General features: G+C 42.7%; 21 protein-coding genes. 12 read left to right on the forward strand and 9 right to left on the reverse strand.

Going from position 1 to position 25,601, the window contains the following annotated elements:
- Nucleotides 1–44 precede the first annotated feature (44 nt).
- The 4 genes from HDC92_RS12585 to HDC92_RS12600 all read right to left on the reverse strand — a co-directional run bounded on the left by HDC92_RS12585 (nt 45) and on the right by HDC92_RS12600 (nt 7,018).
- Nucleotides 45–1,919: a beta-N-acetylhexosaminidase gene (locus HDC92_RS12585; RefSeq protein ID WP_183874933.1), complete on the reverse strand. Its 1,875-nt coding sequence runs from the start codon at nt 1,917–1,919 to the stop codon at nt 45–47.
- Nucleotides 1,920–1,929: 10 nt separating this feature from the next.
- Nucleotides 1,930–3,813: a beta-N-acetylhexosaminidase gene (locus tag HDC92_RS12590; RefSeq protein WP_183874935.1), complete on the reverse strand. Its 1,884-nt coding sequence runs from the start codon at nt 3,811–3,813 to the stop codon at nt 1,930–1,932.
- Between the two features lie 7 nt (nt 3,814–3,820).
- Nucleotides 3,821–5,695 carry an FG-GAP-like repeat-containing protein gene (locus HDC92_RS12595; RefSeq protein WP_183874937.1) on the reverse strand — a complete coding sequence of 625 codons (1,875 nt, stop codon included), beginning with the start codon at nt 5,693–5,695 and terminating at the stop codon, nt 3,821–3,823.
- A gap of 159 nt (nt 5,696–5,854) precedes the next feature.
- The gene (locus HDC92_RS12600) at nt 5,855–7,018 is read right to left on the reverse strand and encodes a FecR family protein (RefSeq protein ID WP_183874939.1); all 1,164 of its coding nucleotides are present in this window, start codon (nt 7,016–7,018) and stop codon (nt 5,855–5,857) included.
- Between the two features lie 151 nt (nt 7,019–7,169).
- Between HDC92_RS12600 and HDC92_RS12605 the strand changes: the two genes are divergently transcribed.
- From HDC92_RS12605 to HDC92_RS12615, 3 genes are all read left to right on the forward strand, one after another.
- Nucleotides 7,170–7,736, forward strand: coding sequence for a Crp/Fnr family transcriptional regulator (locus tag HDC92_RS12605; protein WP_183874941.1), 567 nt, complete (start codon nt 7,170–7,172; stop codon nt 7,734–7,736).
- Nucleotides 7,737–7,808: 72 nt separating this feature from the next.
- A complete protein-coding gene (locus HDC92_RS12610) occupies nt 7,809–8,162 on the forward strand; it encodes a YciI family protein (protein WP_183874943.1) in 354 nt (117 codons plus the stop codon).
- Between the two features lie 45 nt (nt 8,163–8,207).
- Nucleotides 8,208–8,624: a DUF1761 domain-containing protein gene (locus tag HDC92_RS12615; protein ID WP_183874945.1), complete on the forward strand. Its 417-nt coding sequence runs from the start codon at nt 8,208–8,210 to the stop codon at nt 8,622–8,624.
- A gap of 116 nt (nt 8,625–8,740) precedes the next feature.
- On the opposite strand, the gene HDC92_RS12620 is transcribed toward HDC92_RS12615, so the two are convergent.
- Nucleotides 8,741–10,618 carry an FG-GAP-like repeat-containing protein gene (locus HDC92_RS12620; protein WP_183874947.1) on the reverse strand — a complete coding sequence of 626 codons (1,878 nt, stop codon included), beginning with the start codon at nt 10,616–10,618 and terminating at the stop codon, nt 8,741–8,743.
- Nucleotides 10,619–10,883: 265 nt separating this feature from the next.
- On the opposite strand from HDC92_RS12620, the gene HDC92_RS12625 reads away from it, so the two are divergent.
- From HDC92_RS12625 to HDC92_RS12665, 9 genes are all read left to right on the forward strand, one after another.
- The gene (locus tag HDC92_RS12625) at nt 10,884–11,621 is read left to right on the forward strand and encodes a carbon-nitrogen hydrolase family protein (RefSeq protein WP_183874948.1); all 738 of its coding nucleotides are present in this window, start codon (nt 10,884–10,886) and stop codon (nt 11,619–11,621) included.
- A 175-nt stretch (nt 11,622–11,796) separates the two neighbouring features.
- Entirely contained in the window at nt 11,797–14,175 is a 2,379-nt protein-coding gene (locus HDC92_RS12630) for a TonB-dependent receptor (RefSeq protein WP_183874950.1), read from the forward strand.
- A gap of 12 nt (nt 14,176–14,187) precedes the next feature.
- Nucleotides 14,188–14,991, forward strand: a complete 804-nt coding sequence (locus tag HDC92_RS12635) for a DUF4249 family protein (protein ID WP_183874952.1) — start codon at nt 14,188–14,190, stop codon at nt 14,989–14,991.
- Between the two features lie 26 nt (nt 14,992–15,017).
- The gene (locus HDC92_RS12640) at nt 15,018–15,230 is read left to right on the forward strand and encodes a hypothetical protein (protein WP_183874955.1); all 213 of its coding nucleotides are present in this window, start codon (nt 15,018–15,020) and stop codon (nt 15,228–15,230) included.
- A 1-nt stretch (nt 15,231) separates the two neighbouring features.
- Nucleotides 15,232–16,512 (forward strand): PQQ-binding-like beta-propeller repeat protein, encoded by a 1,281-nt coding sequence (locus HDC92_RS12645; RefSeq protein ID WP_183874957.1) that lies wholly within the window; start codon nt 15,232–15,234, stop codon nt 16,510–16,512.
- Nucleotides 16,513–16,646: 134 nt separating this feature from the next.
- Entirely contained in the window at nt 16,647–17,012 is a 366-nt protein-coding gene (locus HDC92_RS12650) for a hypothetical protein (RefSeq protein ID WP_183874959.1), read from the forward strand.
- Nucleotide 17,013: 1 nt separating this feature from the next.
- Nucleotides 17,014–17,937 (forward strand): alpha/beta hydrolase family esterase, encoded by a 924-nt coding sequence (locus HDC92_RS12655; RefSeq protein ID WP_183874961.1) that lies wholly within the window; start codon nt 17,014–17,016, stop codon nt 17,935–17,937.
- Nucleotides 17,938–17,977: 40 nt separating this feature from the next.
- Nucleotides 17,978–19,036 carry a sensor histidine kinase gene (locus tag HDC92_RS12660; protein WP_183874963.1) on the forward strand — a complete coding sequence of 353 codons (1,059 nt, stop codon included), beginning with the start codon at nt 17,978–17,980 and terminating at the stop codon, nt 19,034–19,036.
- A 1-nt stretch (nt 19,037) separates the two neighbouring features.
- On the forward strand, nt 19,038–19,805 hold the full coding sequence (locus tag HDC92_RS12665; RefSeq protein WP_183874965.1) for a LytR/AlgR family response regulator transcription factor: 768 nt from the start codon (nt 19,038–19,040) through the stop codon (nt 19,803–19,805).
- Between the two features lie 50 nt (nt 19,806–19,855).
- Here HDC92_RS12665 and HDC92_RS12670 read toward each other — a convergent pair whose 3' ends face one another.
- The 4 genes from HDC92_RS12670 to HDC92_RS12685 form a co-directional block, all read right to left on the reverse strand.
- Entirely contained in the window at nt 19,856–21,265 is a 1,410-nt protein-coding gene (locus HDC92_RS12670) for a hypothetical protein (protein WP_183874967.1), read from the reverse strand.
- 17 nt (nt 21,266–21,282) lie between these two features.
- Nucleotides 21,283–23,058: a DUF4091 domain-containing protein gene (locus HDC92_RS12675; protein ID WP_183874970.1), complete on the reverse strand. Its 1,776-nt coding sequence runs from the start codon at nt 23,056–23,058 to the stop codon at nt 21,283–21,285.
- 63 nt (nt 23,059–23,121) lie between these two features.
- Nucleotides 23,122–23,796 (reverse strand): DUF3823 domain-containing protein, encoded by a 675-nt coding sequence (locus HDC92_RS12680; RefSeq protein WP_183874972.1) that lies wholly within the window; start codon nt 23,794–23,796, stop codon nt 23,122–23,124.
- Nucleotides 23,797–23,819: 23 nt separating this feature from the next.
- Entirely contained in the window at nt 23,820–25,595 is a 1,776-nt protein-coding gene (locus tag HDC92_RS12685) for a RagB/SusD family nutrient uptake outer membrane protein (protein WP_183874974.1), read from the reverse strand.
- Nucleotides 25,596–25,601: the final 6 nt, after the last annotated feature.

Raw genomic sequence — 25,601 nt, forward strand, 5'->3', positions numbered from 1 at the left:
CTCATATTTATGAACCGGCTGCCTTGATCCATCATAAGGCATGGTCACTTACGCGCTTCCAGATCTTTAATGCTAATGCTGATCATTTTCCCAACAGGCTTGTGCTTACGGTAGCTCACTACCCTGAACAAATCTGCTCCACGTGGGATACTTAACGTATCAGTATATTTCGACGAATACTGATCGGGATAGGTACCATCAAAACTATAATACAGGTCCATGCCCTTAACTTCCGCAGATAAGGCTATTTTCAATGGTTCCGGCCAGGGGGCCTTAACACCTTTTATGATCGCATCATACATACTGGTAGCATAATTGGTCCCCGCAATATCAAAGCGTTTAAAGTGATGTTCAACCCGTAATACAAAATTTTCCCAGTTTTTAGCCGCTTTAGGCGACCATAAAGATTCTGCTAATGCAAATGCCCTGGGCCAGGTCATGTATTCTGCATGCCGGATGTTAGGCACCGATTCGGTCCACAGGTTACCCTGGCCACCCAATATCAGGGCTGGATCGACACCTTCAGGTACCGGATCAAAATTGTACGCGCTATTTAAGCGTAACATGGAATAGGTTGGAGGTTCGATGATCGGGTCGCCCTGGTACAGATCAAGGTAACAATGGCCTGTAGGCGTCATCACTACTGGATGGTTCATTTTAGCGGCTTCAATACCCCCTTTAAATCCACGCCAGGACATTACTGCAGCTTCAGGTGCTAATCCACCCTCCAGGATCTCGTCCCAGCCAATAAGCCTTTTTCCTTTGGATATTATGGTCTTTTCCATCCGTTTGATGAAATAGCTCTGCAGCTCATCCACGCTCTTCAGATTTTCCTCTACCATCTTTTTATTGCATTTGCTGCAACCTTTCCAAAAACCCTTATAGCACTCGTCCCCGCCGATATGGATGTACTGCCCCGGAAACAGTGCCGCAACCTCCGAAAGTACTTTATCCATAAATGCATAAGTCTGCTCATTGCCCGCACACAGTGCATTGTCTTCCAGCGTATAAAACCTATTGCCAACATTTACCCGGAAATCCCCCCCTGTACAGGACAATTCCGGATAGGCAGCCAGCGCCGCCATGCTATGTCCCGGAACGTCTATTTCGGGCAATATGGTTACATAACGCGCACTGGCATAGTGCACAATTTCTCGGATATCATCCTGGGTATAGTAGCCTCCGTAACTCGGTTCCTCTCCTCCAAACTGCGGGTCCCTTGTCCACCACTTACCCATTCTCGGGGCCCTCCAGGCACCAATAGCAGTAAGTTTTGGCAAGCTTTTAATTTCTATCCTCCAGCCCTGATCGTCAGTCAGGTGCCAGTGGAAAACATTCATTTTATATTTGACCAGCTGGTCTATATATTTTTTGACAAAGTCTTTGGAAAAGAAATGACGGCTCACATCCAGCATCAGTCCCCGCCAGCCAAATCTCGGAAAATCGGTAATTTGAACACAGGGGATGTTCCAGGTGTTGTTCAACTTTAACGGGCTCACAATTTCATTGGGAAGCAGCTGCATAATTGTTTGCATACCGTAAAAAAGACCTGCAGGTGCATTAGCAGTAATTTCAATTTTTGAAGGGCTGATCGTTAACACATATCCTTCGTTCCCTATAACCGCATTCCGACTTTTGTTGAGGGAAAACGAGATCTCTGACTTCGATTTCCCCAACTGCCTCAACGCATATCCGGTTGATGGCCGAACCATCTCTGCAAAAAGCCCCGCAATTTCGCGGGCGGCTTCATTACTGCCCGTAACATTGGTCGCGCTGCTCAGCTTGAATACACCAGGGCCTGGTTGCACACTTACCGGTTGGGGGATGATCTTTATTCCGGGAACATTCGCATAGCCATCAAATGATGCGGCTAAACCGAAAAAAAAAGCAAGGGCAATTAAATATCTGTATCGCTTCATAAAGCTACTTTTATTGGTTTATAACTGGTGAAATTTCTGTTTGCCCGGGTAAGCCCTTAATGATGGTAGTCGTTACCACGCTGCGCTTCCCCGATGCAGTAATCACCACACATTTCACTGTTCTTTCCTCTCCTGAAGGTATTTTTAATATTACCGGACCTGTGTATAATTGGTCAATCGCACTGGGTTCAAAGCCGTTAAGTGTATAAAATACTTTCGCGTGTTTTACCGGCGTTTTGTAGTTAAGGGTAAACTGATTGGCAGATATAGTGGTATCTTGTGCTCCAATTGGTACTGGTACCCGGAACATAATGCCTTTGGCATCAAGTTTAGCAAGGTGCCTGGAAACACTTTGTTCAGAAAATTGCTTCCAGTTTTTCCGTTCAAGGGGCGTCCATGCAATTTCTGAAAGGGCAAAAAGACGGGGATAAAGCATATACCGCACTTTATCTGCAGTCGGCATATATTCGGTCCACATATTGGCCTGTACACCCAGTACAAATCGCTGTTGTTCCACATTCAGCTCAACCGGGCTGGGGTTATAGGAATAAACCTTTTCCAAGGGCAAAAAACTACCAATATTTAAGGGCTCTTCTTTTGATTTACTTTCCTGATGGTCAAAATACAGATGTGAGCCAGGTGTCATGATCACGTTATGATTTTGTTGGGCAGCAGCAATACCACCTTTGATACCTCTCCAGCTCATTACAGTTGCATTTGGCGCCAGCCCGCCTTCCAGAATTTCGTCCCAGCCGATGATCTTTCTTCCCTTGCTGTTCAGGTATCTTTCAATTCGCTGAATGAAATAGGATTGCAGTTCATGCTCATCCTTTAGCTTTTCATTTTTTATCCTTTCCTGACAAAACTGGCAGGCCTGCCATTTGGCTTTTGGACACTCATCACCCCCGATATGGATGTAGGGAGAAGGGAATAACTGCAATACTTCATCAAGAATATCCTCCAGCATTTTAAAGGTCTCTTCTTTACCAGCACAATATACATCATCAGCGATGCCCCAATTCTCCCTCGCTTTAAATGGCCCCGGTTCTTTTCCGCAGGCCAGCTCCGGATAGGCAGAAAGTGCCGCAACCGAATGCCCTGGCATCTCGATTTCCGGAACTACAGTCACATAACGTGATTTCGCATAAGCAACAACTTCCCTGATCTCATTTTGCGTATAAAATCCCCCGTAACGCATACCATCATATACCTGCGGACCGGTTCTGTGATGCCCGATCAATGTCTGCGCACGGAAACCACCAACCTGGGTTAGCTTCGGATATTTTTTGATCTCTATTCTCCAGCCCTGGTCTTCGGTCAGATGCCAGTGAAAAGTATTCAGCTTGTATTGGGCAATCAGGTCAATATATTCTTTAATAAAGGAAACAGGAAACAAATGCCGGCCAACATCCAGGTGAAGTCCCCGGTAAGCGTAACGCGGATAATCTTCGATAAGCACAAAAGGAAGCCGCCCACTCCCCTTTGCCAAAGTATCAGGCATCAGCTGAAGTAAAGTCTGCAAACCGTAGAAAGCCCCCCGTTCTGTTTGAGCGGTAATCCGGATACCAGCACTGTTAACAGTTAGCCGGTAGCCCTCCTCCGGAAGCGGCAATTTAGGGTCAAGTACCAGTGTTAGTCCCCTCCCTGCCTTAGGAGGGGATATCTGTTTAACATGTTGTACAGTTGTATTCTGGAAGATTTTCTTCGCGAAATTTTCCAGATTGCTTTTCGCTGCAAATCCAATAAGCTGGACAGGCGTATGACTATCGAACTGATAGCTTCCACTTCCGGCATTAAGTTTTACAGGAGTAGGTATAATGGTATAAGCAGTATGCTCCTGCCCGCTGGAAGCACTTCCACCGAGCAAGAGTAAAAAGATTAAGATTTTATGCATAAGAATATTAGTTTCCAAAATAATTTTTCATTGTTCCACCATCTTCCGCATAATTCCAGCGGATCTGATCGGCCTTTCTCAGCCCGGCAACCGGACCGCTGATATCTGCAAAAAAGAACTGGGTGTTGGCGCTCTGGGAAGTTCCGCGCAGTGAATAAACCGGGCCTTGAAAAGTATTATTGGCCTGGGCGAAATAAACCTTTAACTTTCCTAAATACTCACCGGGGTTCCAGTAAACTTTATCGGCCAGACCATCTCCATCTATATCCGCAAAATAGAATTTCGTATCGGACTGTCCACTTGTCGCGCCAGAACTAAAACCAGGTGAGGCTGTAAAAAAGCCATCTCCATTGGATAAAAATGCCATGGTCTGTCCCCCATTTGCCGTTGGGTGCCAAAGTATTTTATCTGCATAATTATCATTGTTTAACCTGGCATACCAGAACATGGTGCCCGCAATTTCGCTGGCGCCAGCAGTACCTGCCTGCACAGCAGTACTGAATTGCCCCCCACCAATAGCCAGATAAATACGTGTACGGCCCGAATCGAAGTTATGTCGCCAAAAAATCTTATCAGCCATACCATCACCGTTTACATCTGCAAAATTGTAAACAGTAGCAGCTACACCACTTGGTCCCGAGCCATTGTCAATAGCAGTAGCGCTAAAACTACCATTGCTGGTAGCAAGGTACACTAAAGTGTGTCCGGAATTCAGATCATAATCCCATTTGATCAGATCTGCTTTCTGGTCCCCGTTTACATCAGCAAAATAGAACCTGGTTGTAGTTTTTAAAGAAGCAGACTGCGCATGTGTTACTGCAGCAGCAAAAGTACCATTTCCATTAGATAAAAATACCCGTACTTTACCGCTGTCATAGTTATACCGCCAGAATATCTTATCGTCTTTCCCATCTCCGTTTACATCAGCAAAGCTATAGTCTGTTGTAGCAACCGCACTTCCTCCGTTGGCATCTGTATGTGTGCCACCCAGTACTGCAGGCACATAGGTTGCCATGATGGGCCAGTGATCAGAAGGCCATCTTGCTCGGCCATCAACTAAATATCTTGTTTTAATTACCTGCCAGGATAGGAATGCCATGCTCCTGTCACTCATCATCCAATCCGTTTTCTTGATCCCATTCCCTGTCCAGCCATGAAATGTCGGACCACCAATGTTCTCATTAAGTGCATCCACCAGGTCTATCCTGTTTTTTAAGGTATCGATCTCAGCAGTTCCGGGTACAGCGTTAAAATCACCAAATACGATCTTTGGTAAATTTTGCGTATTATAGGTATTGATTCCTATAGCCAGATTGCGCGCATTTGCTATCCTGACTGCTGCAGAATCATATTGCCAATGGCTGTTGCTCACAAAGTATTTTTTACCGGTCGTGTTGTCCAGCAATACTACCCAAGTGGCAGTATTGCCTCCCCCAATAGCCCAGGTACCATTACCCTCCATGGTAAACCTGCTGTTTTTAAAAAATATAACCCTTGGGTTTCCCGCTCCCGACGCAGCTTCATCAAAATAGACACCATACCCAAGCGTCGCCATTTCATTAGCAAACGGAAACGAAAAGTCATTATCGGAATATTCCTGACAGCCGAAAATATCGGGGGAATTATCAATTATAATTTGTTTGATCAGGGGAGCTCTTTGCAGAATACTCAGCGAATCATTTAGGTCATTGTGCCGCACATTAAATGACATGACTTTAAAAGGGTTGAGTCCGCTGATTGCGATCAACGGATTTGCATCTGATGTGGTATACGGCGACAAACGCTGGTCTGTAGTAACTTCCTGTTCAACCTTCCTGCATCCGGCAATACTTAGCACAATTGCAATATAGATTGCTGTTCTTTTTTGGTTTTTTGTGATCATTTTTTGTTAGTTTATATTTGGTGGATAACCCATACCTGTTCCAGCTCACCTATACTATAGGTGGCTTTGATGAATTGCTTAGCAGCGATGATTAGGGCTTGATGGCAGACCAGAAATGTCTCACCATTCTGATCTGTTTACAAGATTTCTGTTTCGTACTTATCGGATCATAATTTTCCTCCTTTCATAACCCTGACTATTTTCAACTTCTATCTTAAAATTAATTTTACCGGTTAACTCCAGCATCTTCAATACCTGAGATAATTTTACATCTCTGCGGATTGCACCATAAAACTCCTTATGTGGCATATTTACCATATCAACCTCTACATTGTACCAGCGCGTCAATTGCCGCATCACGGCATGAAGGTCTTCCCCATTAAACTGGAAATAGCCTTTTTTCCAGGCTACGGCTTCTTCCACATCAACATTCGGCATCAGGTCAAGTTCTGCATTACCAGACAATCTGCTTTGTTGACCAGGTTTAAGTAAAAGGGCATTCATATTTTTTTCAGCAATCACCTTAACACTACCCTCCAGCAAACTTGTGGTTACTGTACGCTCATCGGCATATGAATTTATATTAAAGTGAGTGCCCAGTACCTCTACCTCCTGCCCCCTGCTCTCCACCTTAAAAGGCTGCTCCTTATTTTTAGAAATCTCGAAATAAGCTTCCCCCTCTAAGCGTACCTTGCGCGTCTTTTGTTCGCCCAGGTTAGCAGGATAGGTTAAGCTTGATGCGGCATTTAGCCAGACTTTTGATCTATCAGGTAAAATCAGAATGTAAGATTCCCCTCTGGAAGTTGTTAAGGTATTATAAGCCTGTTTGCTTTCCTGCTCCATAGGAGATTTCATCTCGTAAATCAACTGCCCATCGGCAGTTTTAGTTACACTTATCCCCGCTTCTTTTGCAATTTCGCCACTCACTGCATCAGTTAACCTTATTGTTTTGCCATTGGCCAACGTAAGCGTAGCGCCCTGCCTGCCCGGCGACACATCATTGGAATAACCAGCGCCGTCTTTAAATTCAGGTTTATGGTTTATATAATAATAAAGACCGGCACCAAAAACCATTAGTATAACCGCAGCAGCAATACCAGCAAGCCGATACCATAACCGGGTTCTCTTTACAGGATGCAATCTTGCCTGATTAATTGCATGAAGCATATTTGCCCTGGCATTCAGAAAATCTTCATCAGACAATCCCGTCGGCCCTTCCATATTGTATTGATGAAGCCAGGCTTCAAGCAAAACTTGCTCTTCAGCAGAAGATTTACCTGATCTGACTTTGTCAAGTAACTGACCAATGTTTTTAATTTCCATATGTGAATTGTACAGCTATCAATCGATTAATATAGTATAAGACGACTCAGATCCTTCGATTGGCTATATAGAAGTAAAATAAATCATTTTAGAAGACGAGATTTAACGAGACAATCCTGATTAATTACTTAAATTCGAATTACCATTTATTATGAAAGACAGACTTAAACACTTACTGCTGCACCTCGCTGGTTTTAATCAAACAGAGCTTGAGCGCATCACTGAACTTTTCAAATTAAAGGTTGTAAAACGAAACACAGTCTTGTTACAACAGGGCGAAGTATGTAATGCCTTCTATTATGTTAACAACGGCTGTTTGCGTACTTATTTTCTTGACAAAAACGGAATGGAGAAAACACGCTTTGTAATGACTGACTGTAATATTGGAACTGCATTAACAAGTTTTATTAATCAAACCCCTTCTGCTGAAATCATTGAAGCCACTGAAGATACAACACTGCTTGCTATCAGCCACGCTAACTTTTTTCGGCTGAACAAAGAGATGGATGCCTGGAAATCTTTTTATCAAAAGATACTGGAAATGGCCTATTCGTACCAAAACCAAAGAATTGAACAGCTGGTTACACTTTCGGCCAAACAACGTTATGATCTGGTACTAAAGGAAAAACCCATCTTGATTCAAAAGCTGTCAAACAGATCATTGGCCTCTTACCTGGATATCAGAGAAGAAACTTTGAGCAGGTTAAAATCGAAGTAGAGCGATTTTGACCTATATCAATTCACAAAATGTAAATGTGGCTTATGTTTGTGTTCATTAAAATAGAACACTATGAAGCAATTTGCACTACTATTCAGAATGGATATCACCAATCCAGAGGCACAGCCTTCCAAAGAACAGATGAAAATTTACATGGAGCAATGGATGGCCTGGCTAAAGGGGATCGCTGCCACGCAACAGCTGGCAGATGGTGGAAATCATTTTTCACAGGATGGTGTTGTACTTAAACCTAAAGATACAACTATTGAAGGTCCGTACACATCAGAAAACCTATCCGTGGCAGGTTATATACTTATCTATGCAGATTCTTTTGATGACGCAATTATAATCGCAAAGAAGTGTCCGATACTTCAGGGAGAAAATACAAGTGTCGAGATTAGAGAACTTGCCTCACCTGGAACATAACAGACAATCTTTTACAGGATTTTGCAAATAATTTTACAAGAAAAAATGCATCAAAAAAAACTAGCAATCAATTATAGTGCTGTATTGGTGACTGGAATAACGGCATTTCTTTTAAGCATGCTTTGGTATAGCCCGTTGCTCTTTGGAACCATTTGGGAAAAATACAGAAGTGCCCCCAATCCGGCCATTCCTAAGTGGACCATCGTGTTCGCACCTGTCCGTGAAATTATTGCTGCCCTGGTAATTGAGTTTCTTATAATTTCGATGGCCTTATCAAACTGGAGATGGACCTCAGGCTTAATGTTTTTACTCTGGGTAGCATTTCATGCAGTAGGGATGGCCGGTGCAATAATATGGGACAATATGCAGTGGCAACTTGGACTGGTCCATGCTGGCGATTGGTTAATGAAAATGCAATATATGGGAATCGTATTAACAATCTGGTTTAATAAGAAATCGTAATAAGGAAATCCAGAAAACAGTGAACTTGTGTGATAACATTTTACAGCAACTTACACATTATTTTTATAAAACAGTCAGGGCGGAAATTCCGAATCCACCCTAACTGTAGGAAATCGTTAGTAAGCAAAATAATTACGGAGTTCTCCGGTATTTTCTGCATAGTTCCAGCGGATCTGGTCAGCTTTTCGTACTCCCCCTGCCTGACCACTGATATCAGCAAAAAAGAATTGGGTATTGGCACTCTGTGAGGTACCCCTTAAACTGTAATAAGGGCCTTGAAAAGCATTGTTGGTCCTGGCAAAATATACTTTTAATTTTCCCAGGTAATTATCAGGATTCCAATATACCTTGTCTGCACGGCCATCCCCGTCTATATCTGAGAAATAGAATTTTGTATTTGCAGATACACTCGTAGCACCGGAACTGAATGATGATGAAGCCGTGAAATTACCATCTCCATTGGAAAGATACGCCATCGTCTGGCCCCCATTTAGCGTAGGATGCCAAAGTATTTTATCCGCTTTGCCGTCAGCATTAAGATCCGCATACCAGAATGTGGTACCGGCTGTTGTGCTGGCCCCCACAGAACCTGCAACTGCTGTTCCATTAAATTGCCCTGAACCCGTAGCCAGAAAAACACGCGTTTTACCCGAATCAAAGGTTGAGTTCCAGTAAATTTTATCGGCTTTTCCATCACCGCTTACATCGGCAAAATGGTACTGGGTAGTTGTACCGGCACTGGTGCCTTCAGTATTATCAACTACAGTTGAACTGAAATTTCCGTTACTTGTGGCCAAATAAACCCTGGTATGGCCACTATTCAAAGTTGGGTCCCAGCGGATGAGGTCAGCTTTTCCGTCACCATCCACATCTGCGAAATAATACCTGGTGGTAGTTGCTGTTGAAGCAGATGCGGTATGTGTAACTGCTGGCGATGCAAATGTGCCATTTCCATTGGATAAAAACACCTGTGGCTTTCCGCTATCGTAGGTTGGAAGCCAGTAAATTTTGTCATCTTTTCCATCTCCGTTAACATCAGCAAAGTAAAATTTGGTATTTGCGTTCGCACTCTTGCCATTTGCATCGGTATGTGGTCCGTCAAATATGCCGGGAACATAAATTGCCATAACGGGGTAATGATCCGAAGGCCAATAGTTACCAAACTTCGTTTTAATCACCTCCCAGCTGGTGAATGCCATTTTCCTGTCGCTCATGATCCAGTCTATCTTTTTGATATCAACTCCATTCCAATTGTGAAAAGTGAAATCACCCTCACTATCACCAAGTGCATCAACTACATCCAGGCCATTTTTAAGTGTATCAATTTCTTTGGTACCTGGTTGGGCATTAAAATCGCCGAATGCGATTACAGGAAGATGATCGGTATTTACCGAATCAATCAATTCATACAATGCCTTAGCATTGGCAACTCTGGTGGTCTGATCATTATACTTCCAGTGGCTGTTACTAATTAGATACCTGTTGGAAGTAATTTTGTCCTGTAGCACCACCCAGCTAGCCAAATCGTAAATGGGATATGGACCCAATTTTTTCATGCCACTGCGTTGAAGCGTAAATCTTGAATTTTTAAAAAAAATAGCTTTCGGAGTAGTTGTAGTTATCGTTGAGTCATCATAATATTCTCCATATCCCAAAGCAGACATTTCGTTCCTGAACCAGGTTTTAAAGAAGTCGTCAGAGAATTCCTGAACTCCGAAAACATCCGGGCTTTTGTTCACAATAATCTGGCGGATATAATCTTTCCGCTGCGACAGGCGCGTTTCTCCTTCCGCATCATGCTTTACATTAAAAGACAATACGGTAAAGGGATTCTCTCCAGCTAACATGGCCTGAAAATCTCCGGTCGACCTTGACACTGGACTGCCTTCCTCGTCTTGTAAACCGGTAAGTTCGGCTTCCTTACATCCGCCCATGCCAAATGATATGCCAAGTATTACCACAACACTTTTGAGCATTAAATTTGTTCTTTTCATATTAACCTTTATATAAATAATTTCTACATCGATAATGATTGATGATGTCGTAATAAAAATAAGGGGTGTCCTTACAGAATTCTTATCTGATAGCCATAAATTACTATTCTATTTTGTCATTTTTTGGCACGACGCTTTCATCCCATAAGCCTGTATCGCATCAGATAAAGTATTAGGCCAGTTCGTGTAAAAATTAGGATAACCATTCCGAAGATTTGGTAAGAATATGCTAAATTGACGTCCCGGATTTAAATTCAAAAATGATATGACAATAGCTCTTGCTCAGACAAAACCGTTTAGGGGGAATATCTCGCTAAATATTAATGCTCACATCAAATTTATAACCAGGGCAATTCAAATGGACGCTGATATCATTCTGTTCCCGGAACTTTCATTAACCGGATATGAACCACGAATGGCTAAAAACTTAGTGATTAAACCAGAAGATTCCAGACTAAAAATTTTCCAGCATATGAGCAATGCGCATAAACTCACAATTATTCTTGGTGCTCCGGTACGATGCATGGAGGGTATTAATATCAGCTTGCTGATATTTCAGCCCGACCGGTCAATGCAGATTTACGCCAAGCAAAAATTACATCCTGACGAATTACCTTATTTTGTAGCCGGACAAACACAAACAATTGTAGATGTTCACGGTAAAAATATTGCCCCTGCGATTTGTTATGAGAGCTTAGATAATATGCATTGCCAAAACGCAAAAAAATTAGGCGCAGATTTCTATTTAGTAAGCGTCGCCAAGTCTGAGGAGGGTTGTAAAAAGGCTGGACCAATTTACTCTTCCCTTGCAAAGCTTCACTCGATTCCTGTACTAATGGCAAATTTTGCTGGCACTTGCGAGGACTTTGATGCAGCAGGAACAAGTTCCATATGGTCTGCTGAAGGAAAGCTTCTTGAACAACTTAGTTCCACTAAGGAAGGGATAATTGCATATGATGTAGACAAACAGCTGATAGCTAAAACTAATCTTGTCGAAATATAATGCGCTGACCTATCTTCCAATATCCCAGTCAGTTTTTCGTTCTTCTATATTCCGCTTCGGTGTCTATTTTTACTGCTTCCCTACATTTATCATTGCTGTTAATGCAGGCGTAATTTTTCTTTGCCTCATCATCCATTTAAAAAATGGTTGAATTTAATTAATTATAAATGAGGATATGAAGTTTACATTTACTACAGTGATGCTATTGTTCAGCATTTTATTTTGTCGTGCTCAGATTACCCAGGTATCAGGACGAATAACCGACGCAGCAACCGGAGAACCCTTACCCTCGGTTACCGTTTCGGCCCTTGGTACTAGATTCAGCACGGCTAGCAACGCCGATGGTTATTTTGTGCTTACCGGAAATTTCGAAATTTTAACCCTGCGCTTCACCTGCATTGGTTATCCCGCTTTTGACCGGATTATTGGCCTGGCCGAAAACAGGCACAACCTTGACATCCGCCTTAAAACGAATAGCAGTATACTTGAGGAAATAAAGATTAGTGCCGGATCCGCGGCCCCTTTTAAGTTAAACCAGCAAGCTGGAATGATCCGTATGAACCCTAAATTGATTGCTTCACTCCCTTCTTTGGGTGAAAAAGATATTTTCAGGGCATTCCAACTGATGCCAGGGATAAGCGCCGGAAATGAGCAGTCGGCTGGATTATACGTGAGAGGTGGAACACCCGATCAGAATCTTGTTCTTTTCGACGGTTTCACGGTTTACAATGTAGACCATCTATTTGGGTTTTTCAGTGCTTTTAACGCCAACGCGATCAAAGATGTTCAGTTGTTTAAGGGCGGTTTCGATGCGAAGTATGGTGGACGGCTTTCCGCTTTAATGGACATCACCGGCAAAGAAGGAAACAAAAATACGTTTAATGCAGGCTTGGACATGGGACTATTGAGTTTAAACGGATTCATTGAAACGCCTGTCGGGAAAAAAATGTCAGCAATTTTTACTTATAGACGCAGTTTTGAAACCTCATTTTATGACAAGCTAAAAAACCAGGCTACAATTGACGACAAGCCACAGCGTACTGTTGGGGGAATTGGTGAGCGGTTCAGGGGAACATCTGAGGTCAAATCATTTTTTGATGACCTGAATTTCAGGCTTACCTACAGGTTAGATAGTGGTGACGTGTTTACCTGGAGCATATATAACGGCCATGATTATATGGATAATAATATACAGGCGGCTGGAGGTGGGCGTCTGGGCAGGCTCTCTTCTTTTTTTACCAGCAATACGGATGAGGCGGCCTGGGGCAATACCGGCACAAGCTTAAAGTGGGGCAAACAATGGAACCCAAGGGTATACAGCAACACGCTGCTCAGCTATTCCAGCTATTACAGTGAGCGTACCAATACCTTCAGCAGCGGCATTACTGACTCCCTGGGTGTGCAGCGGAATTTCCGGAGTGGCACCATTGAAGACAATAAGCTATACGATTATGCTCTCAGAACAGACTGGAAATGGGCGGTTTCGCAAGCACAACTATTGGGTTTCGGCATACAATACAACTATCAGGATGTTTCTTACAATTACTCCCGTAACGACACTACAAAGCTGATTGACCGAAAGTCTGCCGGAAGTACGGTTGCCCTGTACCTTGAAGATGAGATCAAATTACTTGACTATAAGCTTCATGTGGTTCCAGGCATACGGACAACCTGGTTTTCTCCCACCGGAAATTGGTATACGGAACCACGTTTGCGGGCACACTACCAGCTTACAGAGCTGTTGAAATTAAAAGGTACTGCAGGCAGGTATTACCAGTTTGCAAAAAGGGTCATACGGGAAGATATATTGCGCGGAAGCCGGGATTTTTGGCTGCTTACAGACAACGACCTGGTGCCTGTGAGTTCTTCCACACAGTATTCGGCAGGAATGAGCTGGGAAAACAATTCCTTCCTGTTAGATGCTGAGGCCTACGTAAAGCAAATGAATGGGCTATCTGAGTACACGATGAGGTTCCAGCCCAGTGCAGGAATAACTGAGGTTGCCGATCTTTTTTATGAAGGGACAGGCCTGGCGAAAGGGATTGATTTGCTGTTGCAAAAGAAAACAGGACGATATAACGGCTGGATAAGTTATACCCTGGCAGAAGTGACCAATAGTTTTGATATCTACGGATCTGGCCCTTTCTATGCTTCCAATGATATTAGAAATGAATTTAAAATCCTGCAGAGTTATCGGTTTGGCCGGTTTGATCTCTCGGTGAGCTGGATGTACCTTACCGGAAAACCCTACACAGCACCAACCGGAGGTTACCAGGTCACATTGTTAGACGGCAGCAAACAGACCTACCTTAATGTATCAGAAAAAAATGCGTTCAGACTACCAGACTACCATCGCCTGGATGCAGCTGTGACCTATAATTTTGGGAGGCCTGGCAAATTTAACGGGGCCCTGGGCATATCTTTTTTCAACTTATATAACCAAACCAATATCTGGTATAAAAACTATGACATTGTGGAAGACCAAATCGTTGAAACGGATGTAAAATACCTGGGATTTACACCGAATCTCAGCTTGAGTATAAAACTAAAATAATAAAAGATCATCATGAAAAACTATAAACCCTTTAAAGCAATAACATTCGCCATACTCATGTGTATTGCCGGTGTTTCCTGCACAAAAGAGAATAACACAGTACCAGATCCCTTAGCTGTAGTAGAAAGCTATCTTGCTCCTGGTAAACCAATAACAGTAAACGTTACCCGCGAAATTTTGTATGGCAGCACAGATACTCTTATGCCTGTTAGTGGTTTGCAGGTGCAGGTTATTCATTCCGGGAAGGTTGAAACGTTATCAGAGACCATGCCGGGCAAATATGAACTGCTACATGCTAATGTTGTTGCCGGGGATACCTACCGATTATCTTTTATATATAATGGCCGGGAAATTAGTGCTGAAACGAAAGTGCCCATGTCACCGGGCATAATAACAGCTACAGCCACTGAAATGGTAGTGCCACAAATAGGTCCGGGTATGCAAATCCCGGATCCTATCGTTTTCCGTTGGCAAAATCCAGAACAGGCCTATCATTTAATGGTAGTAAAGAATATTGAGACAAACCCGCAACCCATCACTTTTAACATTGGGGACAAAATCATTGAAAAACCCGCGCCTGTCTTTAGGCTACCTCCAATAAAATCCGGGCAGCAACAATTGGCCTTAGGCAGATTTTCATATTATGGAAGACATGCTGTGATCCTTTATCGCATACAGCCTGAATATGCAGCACTTTACGAAGACAACAGCAATCATTCGGGCAGTATTGTAACCGCAGCCTCCAATATTGAAAATGGCCTTGGGATATTTACGGCTGTAAATGCCGCCGATACGCTCTGGGTAAATGTGAGATGATAGGAATTGAGTTAAAATATAAAAACATGAAAAGATTGTTCATTTTACTGGTGATAGGACTAGGTCTTATTACCACTAAACTAAAGGCCCAGACAGTAGTTGTAAGTCACCCTGTCCGGCGCATAGTATTGGTACCGCCACCTGCCAGGGTAAAGGTTATCGTACCTGTAAACCGGTTGATTGTGCTGCGCCCACCGGTAGTTGTAACACGTACCAGAAGAACTATAATTTATCGGTAACATGAAATATACGATGACTATTGTCGGCGCTGCGCTCATGCTGGGCTGTACTACTTTAAGAAAAAACGAATTTACATACGGCGGTAGCTGGCCGGCAGTACACGCTGATGCCCGGAATTCGGATTATAGTAATATCAAGGCTGGATCCCAGGTATCACTGTTATGGCATAAAAAATTTAACGGCACCATCAATCTGGGACCAACTACAGATGCAAATGGCCGGGTATATATAACTACCAGCGCCCCCGGGTGTCATCTCTTCGCACTGGATTCCCGCAACGGTAAAGCACTTTGGTGCACTGACAAGCTGAATAAATTTGCGGTAGCATCAGCTGCACTGATAGATAAAAAGAACCATCTTTTTATAGCCGATGACAGCGCGATGTACGCCTTTGATGACAAAGGCAATCAGCTTTGGAAAAGGCGCATCAATGGTTTCCCTTTATCAGCCCAGTTTACCAATTCCGGACGGCTGTTGTTCATCACGCACATTGGCAAGATATATGTCCTGGAAAGAGAAACAGGTGCCCCATTGATAGATGGACAGCCACTTACACCTCAGCCCTTGCTTACAAGCAACTTCGATCCGGTTGCCTGTATGAAAGGTACCAGGGATTGCCCTTGCGCCAATACCCTGGCATACGACACCAAAACTGGAAACTTCTTTTTTACTTACTGGCAGCCTGGCACCTCAGCTGCGTCGTTATGGGCTATGAAATACAATGAACAAAATAGCAAAGCGTGGATCACCAAACTATGGGAAAATAAGGGATTATCCGGGGGAAGTGCTTCAAGCCCTGATATATCCGCCGATGGAAAAAAAGTATACATCAATGATAACGCCGGAAACCTGCACGCTTTAAACAGCGCCAATGGTAAACAAGTCTGGCAATATGAACTGGGATACAATCCCGGAGGAAGTCAGTCGACCTCACCCGAGGGATATATTATGCCTTCCGGGGCTAAAGACGCAAAGCTGATGTGCCTCAAAGATGAAGGAGATTCAGCCCGGTTAATCTGGCGTTTAGATACCATACACAACAGGGGGATTGCTACACAGACAGCCGGGCATCTGGCTTATCCCACATCAGCATCAAGCCAGGGCGCATTCTATAATGATCTTCTGGTGGTTGACGTGCGAACGGGAAAAGTTCTGGATAGAAAACCCCTCCCCGGTAAAACCTATTTTACAGTAGGCACTACGATTGGGCCTGAGGGCAACATATATGTACCTACGTTTAATGGCCATCTGTTTGCTTTCAAAAGCGCACACAATGAATAAGAAAGCATCATTTAACACAGGTATTTCGACCTGTGTAATTTCCGTTTTAAACCTGAAAAATACAGGCTCGGCACATTTAGGATTGTTAAAATATAAACTGATTATTTTCTTTGATAAAGTAAAAAAATAAAAAGATGAAAAGAAAACTGATATGCACAATGGTAATGGCGACAATGATTTCGCTGACAGGCTACGCCCAATCTAAACTGACGGAAACGCAGAAAAAAGAAATGAAGGAAAAGTATGAAGCATACAAAGCTCAGCTCAACCTTAATGAAGAACAGGCTGTCAAAATGGAGGAAATCAATACTGCTTATTTTGAAGGACTTGCCGGCCTGAAGCAATCCTCGGACTCGAAAATCTCAAAATACCGGAAATTTAAAAGCCTGAGCAGCGAACGGGATGAAAAGGTAAAAAACATATTGGATGAAGAACAATATAAGCGGTATAAAGCGCAGCAAAAAGAGATGAAGAGTAACTTAAAGTCTAAAAGACAGTAGCATGAAAACCTTATTTAAAACACTCGTTGCCGGAATATGCCTTGTTATTTTTTTAGGCTGTGCAAAAAATGAGGAGCCCGAAAAAATTTACCGGATAGCCGGAAAAATGAATATTGATAACCGCAACCGTACTTATCTGCTTAACCTGCCCCCGGATTATTACAACAATGAAAGCACGGTGCCCCTGGTCATTGCATTACATGGTACCGGGGGCAGTGCTGCTCAATTTGAACGTGACTACAGGTTTACTGACCAAACCAATCGCACCGGATTTGCAGTAGTTTATCCTGAGGGGGTAAGAAGCGATGGGGTGTTAAAACTCAGAACATGGAATGCTGGTACTTGCTGCCACTATGCTTATGAACAAAATGTCGATGATGTAAAGTATGTCAGGACACTCATAGATCATCTGATCAGCACTTATAAAATCAATACTAAAAAAATATATGTGACAGGTATGTCTAATGGTGGCATGATGGCCTATAGGTTGGCTGCTGAATTATCTGATAAAATTGCTGCAGTGGCACCGGTAAGTGCAACCATGGTTTTGCCAGGAGCCATTCAGCCCTCACGTCCTGTTCCAATTTTACATATACATTCTGTAAAAGATACCATTGTGCCTTATGCGGGGGGAGTCGGATTAGGTGGTTATACTTTCGCACCCGTTGATTCCGTCCTGAGGGTCTGGGCAGCCAAAAACGCATGTGCTGCAAGTCCGCAGGTCATTGTTGATGACCAGCATTATAAACTGACAGAATGGAAAGACTGCAGCAATGCCGCAACGATACGCTGCTACCTGACCAGGGATGGCGGGCATTCCTGGCCTGGCGGAAAAAAGAGCAACCCTCGTGGTGATGAACCCTCAAGTGCGATTAATGCTTCTGAGCTGATTTGTAATTTTTTTCAGGGCAACAGCCTGCCCTGAAAATTTTGTTCAAGATTGAAAATTCGTATATTTCTGAAGCATGAAATCAAGCCGTATATATCAGGTCCCTTCAAAAACGAAACTGATAGTTATCACTGCCCTGGCGATAACCATATTGTTCTCACTGCCGAGGCTGGCAATCTTCCGTCATATGAAGTACAGCCTGAACATGGATTTCAGATTTTACGAATTTATGGCCAGGTCCTTGTATTCCTACATCGTCGCCATCGCTTTCCTGGCATTGAATTTATGCAGCAGGAAACTGATATGGGGGCCAATAGTTTATGATCCGGCTAACCATTACCAGAAGGTAATTTATAATGTCATGCTATTGGCCATCTTTTATATTGTATTGGTCCCTATACACCTGGAGCTTTTTGAACCTTACCTGCAGGAACGGCTTTTCAGGTTCTTCTTTAATCTGCATCTTTTTTTGGAATTCATGCTAACCGTATTGATTTCGCATATTTACAGGCTCGTATTTTATAACCAGCAGATCAAACTGGCAAATGAGGCATTGTTAAAAGTAAATGCAGAGACCAGGTATGAGGTGTTGATGAACCAGGTAAATCCACATTTTCTGTTTAACTCATTTAATACAATTAATGCTTTGATCAACAGCAATAAAGAAGAAGCAGTTAACTTTGTAAATAACCTATCTGATGTTTACCGCTACGTATTGGAAAGCAGCAAAAAGAATTTGGTTACGGTTGCTGAAGAAATGGAGTTTGTACATATTTACGTTAAAATGTTAAAAGCCAGATATGGAAGTAAATTAACCATTGAATTTGACATAGATGATCATGCTTATGATCTGCTTATTCCTCCATTGGCCATTCAGATCCTGATTGAAAATGCAGCGAAACATAATGTCATTTCTACAAAATTACCACTCACAATTTCAGCATTTATGACCGATGAGACCACATTGACCGTCACCAATCCCATTCAGGAGAAATTGATGCGACAACCTTCTACGGGTATAGGGCTGTCCAATCTGGATGAGCGGTATACCCATTTGTCGGATAGGTACATTGTCATCTGCAAAAAAGATCAACAGTTTATGGTCACCATTCCTTTATTAAAAAACATGGAATAAGATGGAAATATTGATAATTGAAGATGAAGAAAATGCCGCATCACAACTATCCGCAATGCTGCTTGAATACTGTCCGTCGGCCAGTTTTGCTCCGGTAATTGACAATATCACCGATGCGAAAGCATACCTGTCATCAAAACCAGCAATTGACCTCATTTTTCTGGACATCAATCTATCCGATGGAATTTCTTTTGAAATATTCAAAGACGTTAAAATCGACATCCCGGTTATATTTACGACCGCCTACGATCATTATGCGGTACAGGCATTTGAACTAAACAGTATTGACTACCTGCTGAAACCGATCCGAAAAGAGAAACTGGTCTCCGCGCTGGAAAAATTCAGGCGCTTAAATAACAGACAGCCGATACTTTCCAGCTCCATGGCTATTGAAAAAATAACAGCGCTATTGCAAGCTCAAATGTCCTATAAACAGAATTTTTTAATTCCTTATAATAACAGGCTGGTTCCTTTAAACGTAAACGAGATCTCCTGGTTTGAATTGTGTAATGGCCTGGTAAAGGCTGTTACCTCAAATCACACCACTCACATTCTGGAAGAGAAAAGCCTGGACGAACTGTCAGACCTGCTTGATCCCAGTATGTTCTACAGGGCAAACAGGCAATATATGATCAGCCGCAAAGCAATCCGGGATGTACACTATTATTTCAACGGCAGGCTACAGGTAAACCTAATTCCTGAACCAGAAGATAAAGTCGTAGTCAGCAAGGCTAAGGCCATGCACTTTAAAAACTGGTTAAAGGCCTGATTAGGCAACCAGACAAATCCGCTGCATCTACCTGAGTACCAGTATGCACTTCAGAATCTCCTCTTACTACTGTTCTTAAACGAATCTGGCACCAGTTCACGGACAGCACTTACCACAATATCCTCCACAACCTCAGACAACGGGGCAGGCATATTGTACCAATACATACTGGCATCAGCCTCATATCCTCCCTCCTTTAATATGCGGCGGGAAGGAATGTAACAGGATACATCATTTGCATAGGCATTGATCCAAAGCCGCTCTGCGCCCAGCTCACGCTTCAACCGGATAGCATAATCCACAACCAGCTCACCACCCATATTCAGCATTAACAGCTTATTATCAAAATTCCATACCTGAATCGGGTAATCCAATGATGCAGGAAGCTTTTCTCCCCTGATTACTCGCTCCAACGCAAGCCGGGCATAATAACCTTTAACAGTCTTGTCTTCGGTCATTTTCATCAGCTCTGCAACGGTTGGTATGTTAGAAAAAGGCAAGCTTACCCATTTCATCCTCCCCACAGGAGCTGACTTCAATGGCTGCAACTTTGATTTGAACAATTGTTCCACATTATTGGCAATCTCTTGCCCATGAGCCCGTAGATATTCGATCTTTCCCTGTTTACCGGGATGTGCATCCCCACCGCAACCAACAGACACCATGGCTATTGCACCCGGATATTTACTTTCAAGCTGATGCTGTACTTCTCCCATCCAGTCTCCATGAACTTCATTTACTTCTGGTCCAAGTGTGATGCCATGGCAGGCATAATTTACAAAAATAGCCTTTACCTTACCCTCCAGATCTGTAACCTGTAAAACTGGTAACGAATGATCAACAGGTCCGCCTTCAGGTCTGCGGTTTACTGCAAACGAAGCTGTCCCCTGTCCCCAGGATACCAAAGCCGGCTTCCGGTTTTTGAGTGCAGCCAGGGCTACTTCTACAAGTTTAACGGTTAATTGTTCACTAAACCGGGCAATATGCAGCAATTGATCAAGATTTATTAACGAATCGTTGAATTTGAAATCGTGTGGATAATCTCCCCTGCATTGTAAAATATTGATCAGGTTCCCAACTTCAGGACTGCCATGGGTATGAGATGCACAGATAGCAATATGGGCAGGGTTAAGCCCTGTTTTTTTGGAAAGCTGGTCAACAACCTGCTTTGTTACCCGCCAGTTGATGCCCACCAGATCTACAGTGATGAGCAACGAAGTTTGTTTTGGCCCGGAACCAAAAGCCAGGGCTTTGGCAGATAGCCCACTGAGTACTTTCGTAGATTCCTCTTTCCCGCGTGCGGCATAGCCGGTAAGACGGATCGGTCCTACCGGGCTAATGTCTACGCGAGCTACTCCTGCTTCCATTGTCCCTGGCAAACGCTTTGTAGCCGATTGGGAATAAGAAAGCTTTCCAGCCATTGAGAGCGTAATAAGTATGACAATGTTTCTTAGCATCATTAAATAATTATTCCAGTTTATTTTAATATATCAGCCAGGTTCCTTTGTATCCATGCTTCTGATTTTGGGTAATCAGCATAAGTTCTCAGTTCAGCAAAACGTTTATCATCCTTATCAATACCTGCTGTCTGTAGAATAGCGAAATCCTGTAAAGCTTCAGCAAAAACTTCCCAGCGGATAGAACTTATTGGTCCGTCTGGTCCCGGGTACACTACGAAAGGATCACCGAAAGGTATTTCAGGATATGCTCCACCGTCGCCGTTCTTAAACGGATCTAATATTTCTTCTGATTCCACTTTGTTCCAATAATTATATCCCCAGTGTAAAAACCCATCTGCTTTAAGGTGATAAAATAAAAAACCGGCCATTCGTAATTTCGCCAACGGGGTATCAAAGAACCGGTTCAGATAATCTCCTTTCGGAGATGTACAAAAATACACCCAATGCGGTATCTTTTCATCATAATATGCTTTTGCACCCGGAAGCTGCGGAATAGGTATATCCACAAGTTTCTCTCTGCCATACTTAATATTACTTAAAGCATCCATTATCGGATGCATCCATGGGGCGAGTTCATTAAGTACCTTTTGGGCTTTACGATAATTTTCGATATCCCTTTCACCGGGTTCATCGGAAAGATGGAAGTAAGAATCATTAAGGACATTGTGTTTAAGCAGGAACTTGTGAAATTGTGGTAAAAACTGTTTAAGGAAGTTTATAAAAGTATCCGAAAAGCCCGAAATATCTGGTGGCCAAAGCAACACATATTCATTGTTTACTTTTTTATAGATACGTGAAGGGTTTTTTACCCCCCAATATACCCAAAGATGAGACCATTCAAATTTTTTATAGCCTAGCTCTTTACACATAAGTAAGAACTTTTCAACTCTCGACCAGTCAAATACATATTTTCCTGGTGAAGGCTCATCTATGATCAGTAACTGACATGGGCGCTTAAATACCGTCTTGATAATGAAAAGTACCGGCACAGAAGCCACATCTGTACCATGGTCTAAAAGATCTGCCAGTTGGGCCCTGGTAAGCTTCCACCACCTGTCATCAAACATTTCCGTTTTATAATAGTTCCAGGTAGCCTCGTGGCGCACCCAATGTATTACATGAAAATTCTTTCTGGGTTCTACAACCATTTCAGCAATATTAATCTCCAGGGGTAATTCCATCCTTCCTTTTTTCCCCTTTTCTATGCCAAACCAGACGTTTTCCCAATCCACGGTTACTTTAAGCTGGTGTTTACCAGGTCTCATTCCTTCAGGAATATTTAGCGTTATCCAAAAAGATCTGCTAGAAAACGGAGCAGCATCTAACTTCTGCTCCGGCAGCAGCGGATCTGGTGCCATCCCAGGATAATGGCCAACTCCATCTAATTCTTTAAGATTTGTAATTGGGGTAAATTTTGGCATTGGCACCAAACCTACTACACGGATAACCGGTTTCAGGTCGTCCGGACCATCTATACTGCACGCTACACGCTTAACTCTGTTTGTATTATTGCGAAAACATACCTGAAAAGACACCCTGCTTTTGCGGGCGGCTAATAACTCAAATGCTGCTGTTTTTTTGGGTTGAGATTGTGGAAATACCCTATTAAGAGAAGTTTCAAGCCAGTAGCTAACTTCTTCATCATCGGCGTAGCCCGAGGCCATTAACTCGTTTTGTGACATTGCAGATGCAGGTGGTCCCCAGGCTGCAAGCGCTTGTGGTAATACCGTAGCACCAACGCTACTGATTGCTGCTTTCTTTAAAAAAGATCTGCGATCGTTGTTACTTTTCATATTAAAAATGGTTTATAGGTTAATATTTCATTTGTGTTTCTTTACATGCAATATCATTAATAATCAAGGTGTTTTAACAGTAGCACTATAATTATAGTACTTGCCTGCGTTATTGCTCAACCCGACTGCACGGACGTAATATTTTGTTCCCGCCACAAGACCGGTAATGCTGATGGTCCTTTCACCACTGCTCAGGTTAAGCGGGGTAACCGTTTCCATCTTTTGTCCGCCACCAAAAAAAGTGGTGATATTGGGGTTGTCTATCGTGCTCCAGACTACCCCCAGTTGGTTCAGTACTTCAGTATTATGGACTTTCTCATAGGCTATTTTAACAGACCCTGTAGTTCCTGAGATGGTCAGGTCATTTATTTTTAACCTGATGTTTGGCAATACCCTGACTTCAGTGGTCGTTTCACCCGAGATCTTTACCCTGACCGTATCTCCTACAATTTTGAAAGCACCCAGCGGATACAGTTTATAATTGCCAGCAAAAAGTGCCGCATTTACAAAACGACCGTCTGGAAAAGAATTGGATAAGATGGGCTGCTTGCTGTTTCCTTCAAACAACTGGATACTGGTGCCAGTATTTACGCCTGCATTTTGCACCGTTTCGTTTGTAACATGGTCAACTACGGCTCCGGATAATGTTGCACCTGGCGGCTCAAAATTATCCAGTTTGTTGCAGGCAGAAACTACTATTGCCAGGATAACATATAGGAAATAATATATCTTTTTCATTTTCATTTTATTTATTGTACACATTACCATCCTGGATTATTTATGATATTACTGTTGGTACTGATATAACCAGAAAGGTTACTATAATAATCTTTTTCTTCGAATGTTCTTGTCAAGCCCTCGTCTAAAGGTGCACCGGTAATTTTTTTGAACTGATATTTATAGCCGGAACCTGTGTATCTGAGATATGGATATAACCCATGCATAAAACTATTGTTAAATATGCTTTTCGCAATTCTCCACCGTTTCATATCCCAGAACCGTTTATCTTCAAATGCCAGCTCTACCTTGCGCTCATTGCGCAACCTTTCCATAGTAAGCTCCCCTACAGTAAGCGTTTTAATACCAGCCCGGCTCCTCAGCAGGTTAATTGCCGTGAGCGCCTCCGGTAAACTGGTTCCCAGCTCTAGTGCAGCTTCTGTGAAATTCAGCAATACCTCAGCATACCTGATATCAATATAACTCTGGTCGGAAAGATTAGCAGCATTTATTATCTGATTTTGATTGATATACTTTCTGATATAAAACCCTGTTTTTGTATAGCGGCCTCTGGAATGTGGACCATCTAATCCAACCTGTAAAACATTATTATCTTTAGGAAATTTCTGGTCCGGAGTTTGGTAAAGTTTCCCATCAGTATCGTAAATCCCAGCCCACATCTGAATAGGCCGACCTATAAACGGTGATCCCGATCTGAATATGCTCGCTGCAAAACGCGGATCCTTATTTTTGAACAGTTCATCGGGCGAATCAAATTCCCTGCCGTCCACATTTAATATACCCGGTGTACCATCTACATATTCGTAAGATTCCACCAGTTCGAGAAGGGGGCAGATTAAAGAACCGTTACTCGAAAGAAAAGCAATTGGCAAATTATCAAAGTCGTAACCATGTGCTTTATCTGGAACAATATAGGCCCGCTGAAAAATGATTTCCTTATTGTTCTTATCCAGAAAAATGTCGGTGTAGTTTTTAACCGGGTCACCCGTTTGGGTAGCTGGATTAAAAACTTTGTCATAAAGCGCATATTTATTACTTTGGATAACTGCATTTGAAGCGTTTAACGACTCAGTAAAATAAAAATTTGCTTTTGATGCCGGAATGCCGATCAGCCCGTTCAATTGTACCGTACCATACTTCGCAATAGAACCTGCATACAGCATGGCCCTGGATTTTAAGGCCTGGGCTACCATTTTAGTGGCACGATTCGCATTTTTGGCCTCCCGGGATTCAGGAAGACCGGCAATCGCCTCATCAAGTTCCTTTAAAATAAAACCATATACTTCATCCTCTGTATTTCTCGGAACTTTCAGTTCTTCGAGATTATTACCTGTAAAATCCTGTACCTGCTCAATAATAGGCATACCGCCATATTTTTTTACCAGATCGAAATAATAGTAAGCACGTATAAAGTGGCACTCTGCAGTATACTGCGTAATATCATTGGCTGGTATAGTGGCTGTTTTGATACGTTCTAAAAAGTAGTTGGTCCTTCGGATCCAGAGATACTGTGTAGTATTCAGAAAACGATTGATCGCTCCATAATTTCTTTGCAAAACAGGGCTAGCTTGCAGTGCAGTTGCCGCTTCATCTGTAAAAATACTTTGGTAATTCTGACCGGTATGACCAATTTGTATATTATCGTAAAGCGCAGCCATATATATATCAACCATTGTAGTGGATACCCAGATATCAGCATCCGAAATCAGGTTCAATGGCTTTCTGTCCAGTGTATCTTTAATACACCCTGATAGAAATATTGCTATCGAAAAAAATAAAATAATTATTGTATTTTTCATCATCTT

The organism is Pedobacter sp. AK017 (assembly GCF_014200825.1).
Classification (GTDB): Bacteria; Bacteroidota; Bacteroidia; order Sphingobacteriales; family Sphingobacteriaceae; genus Pedobacter; species Pedobacter heparinus.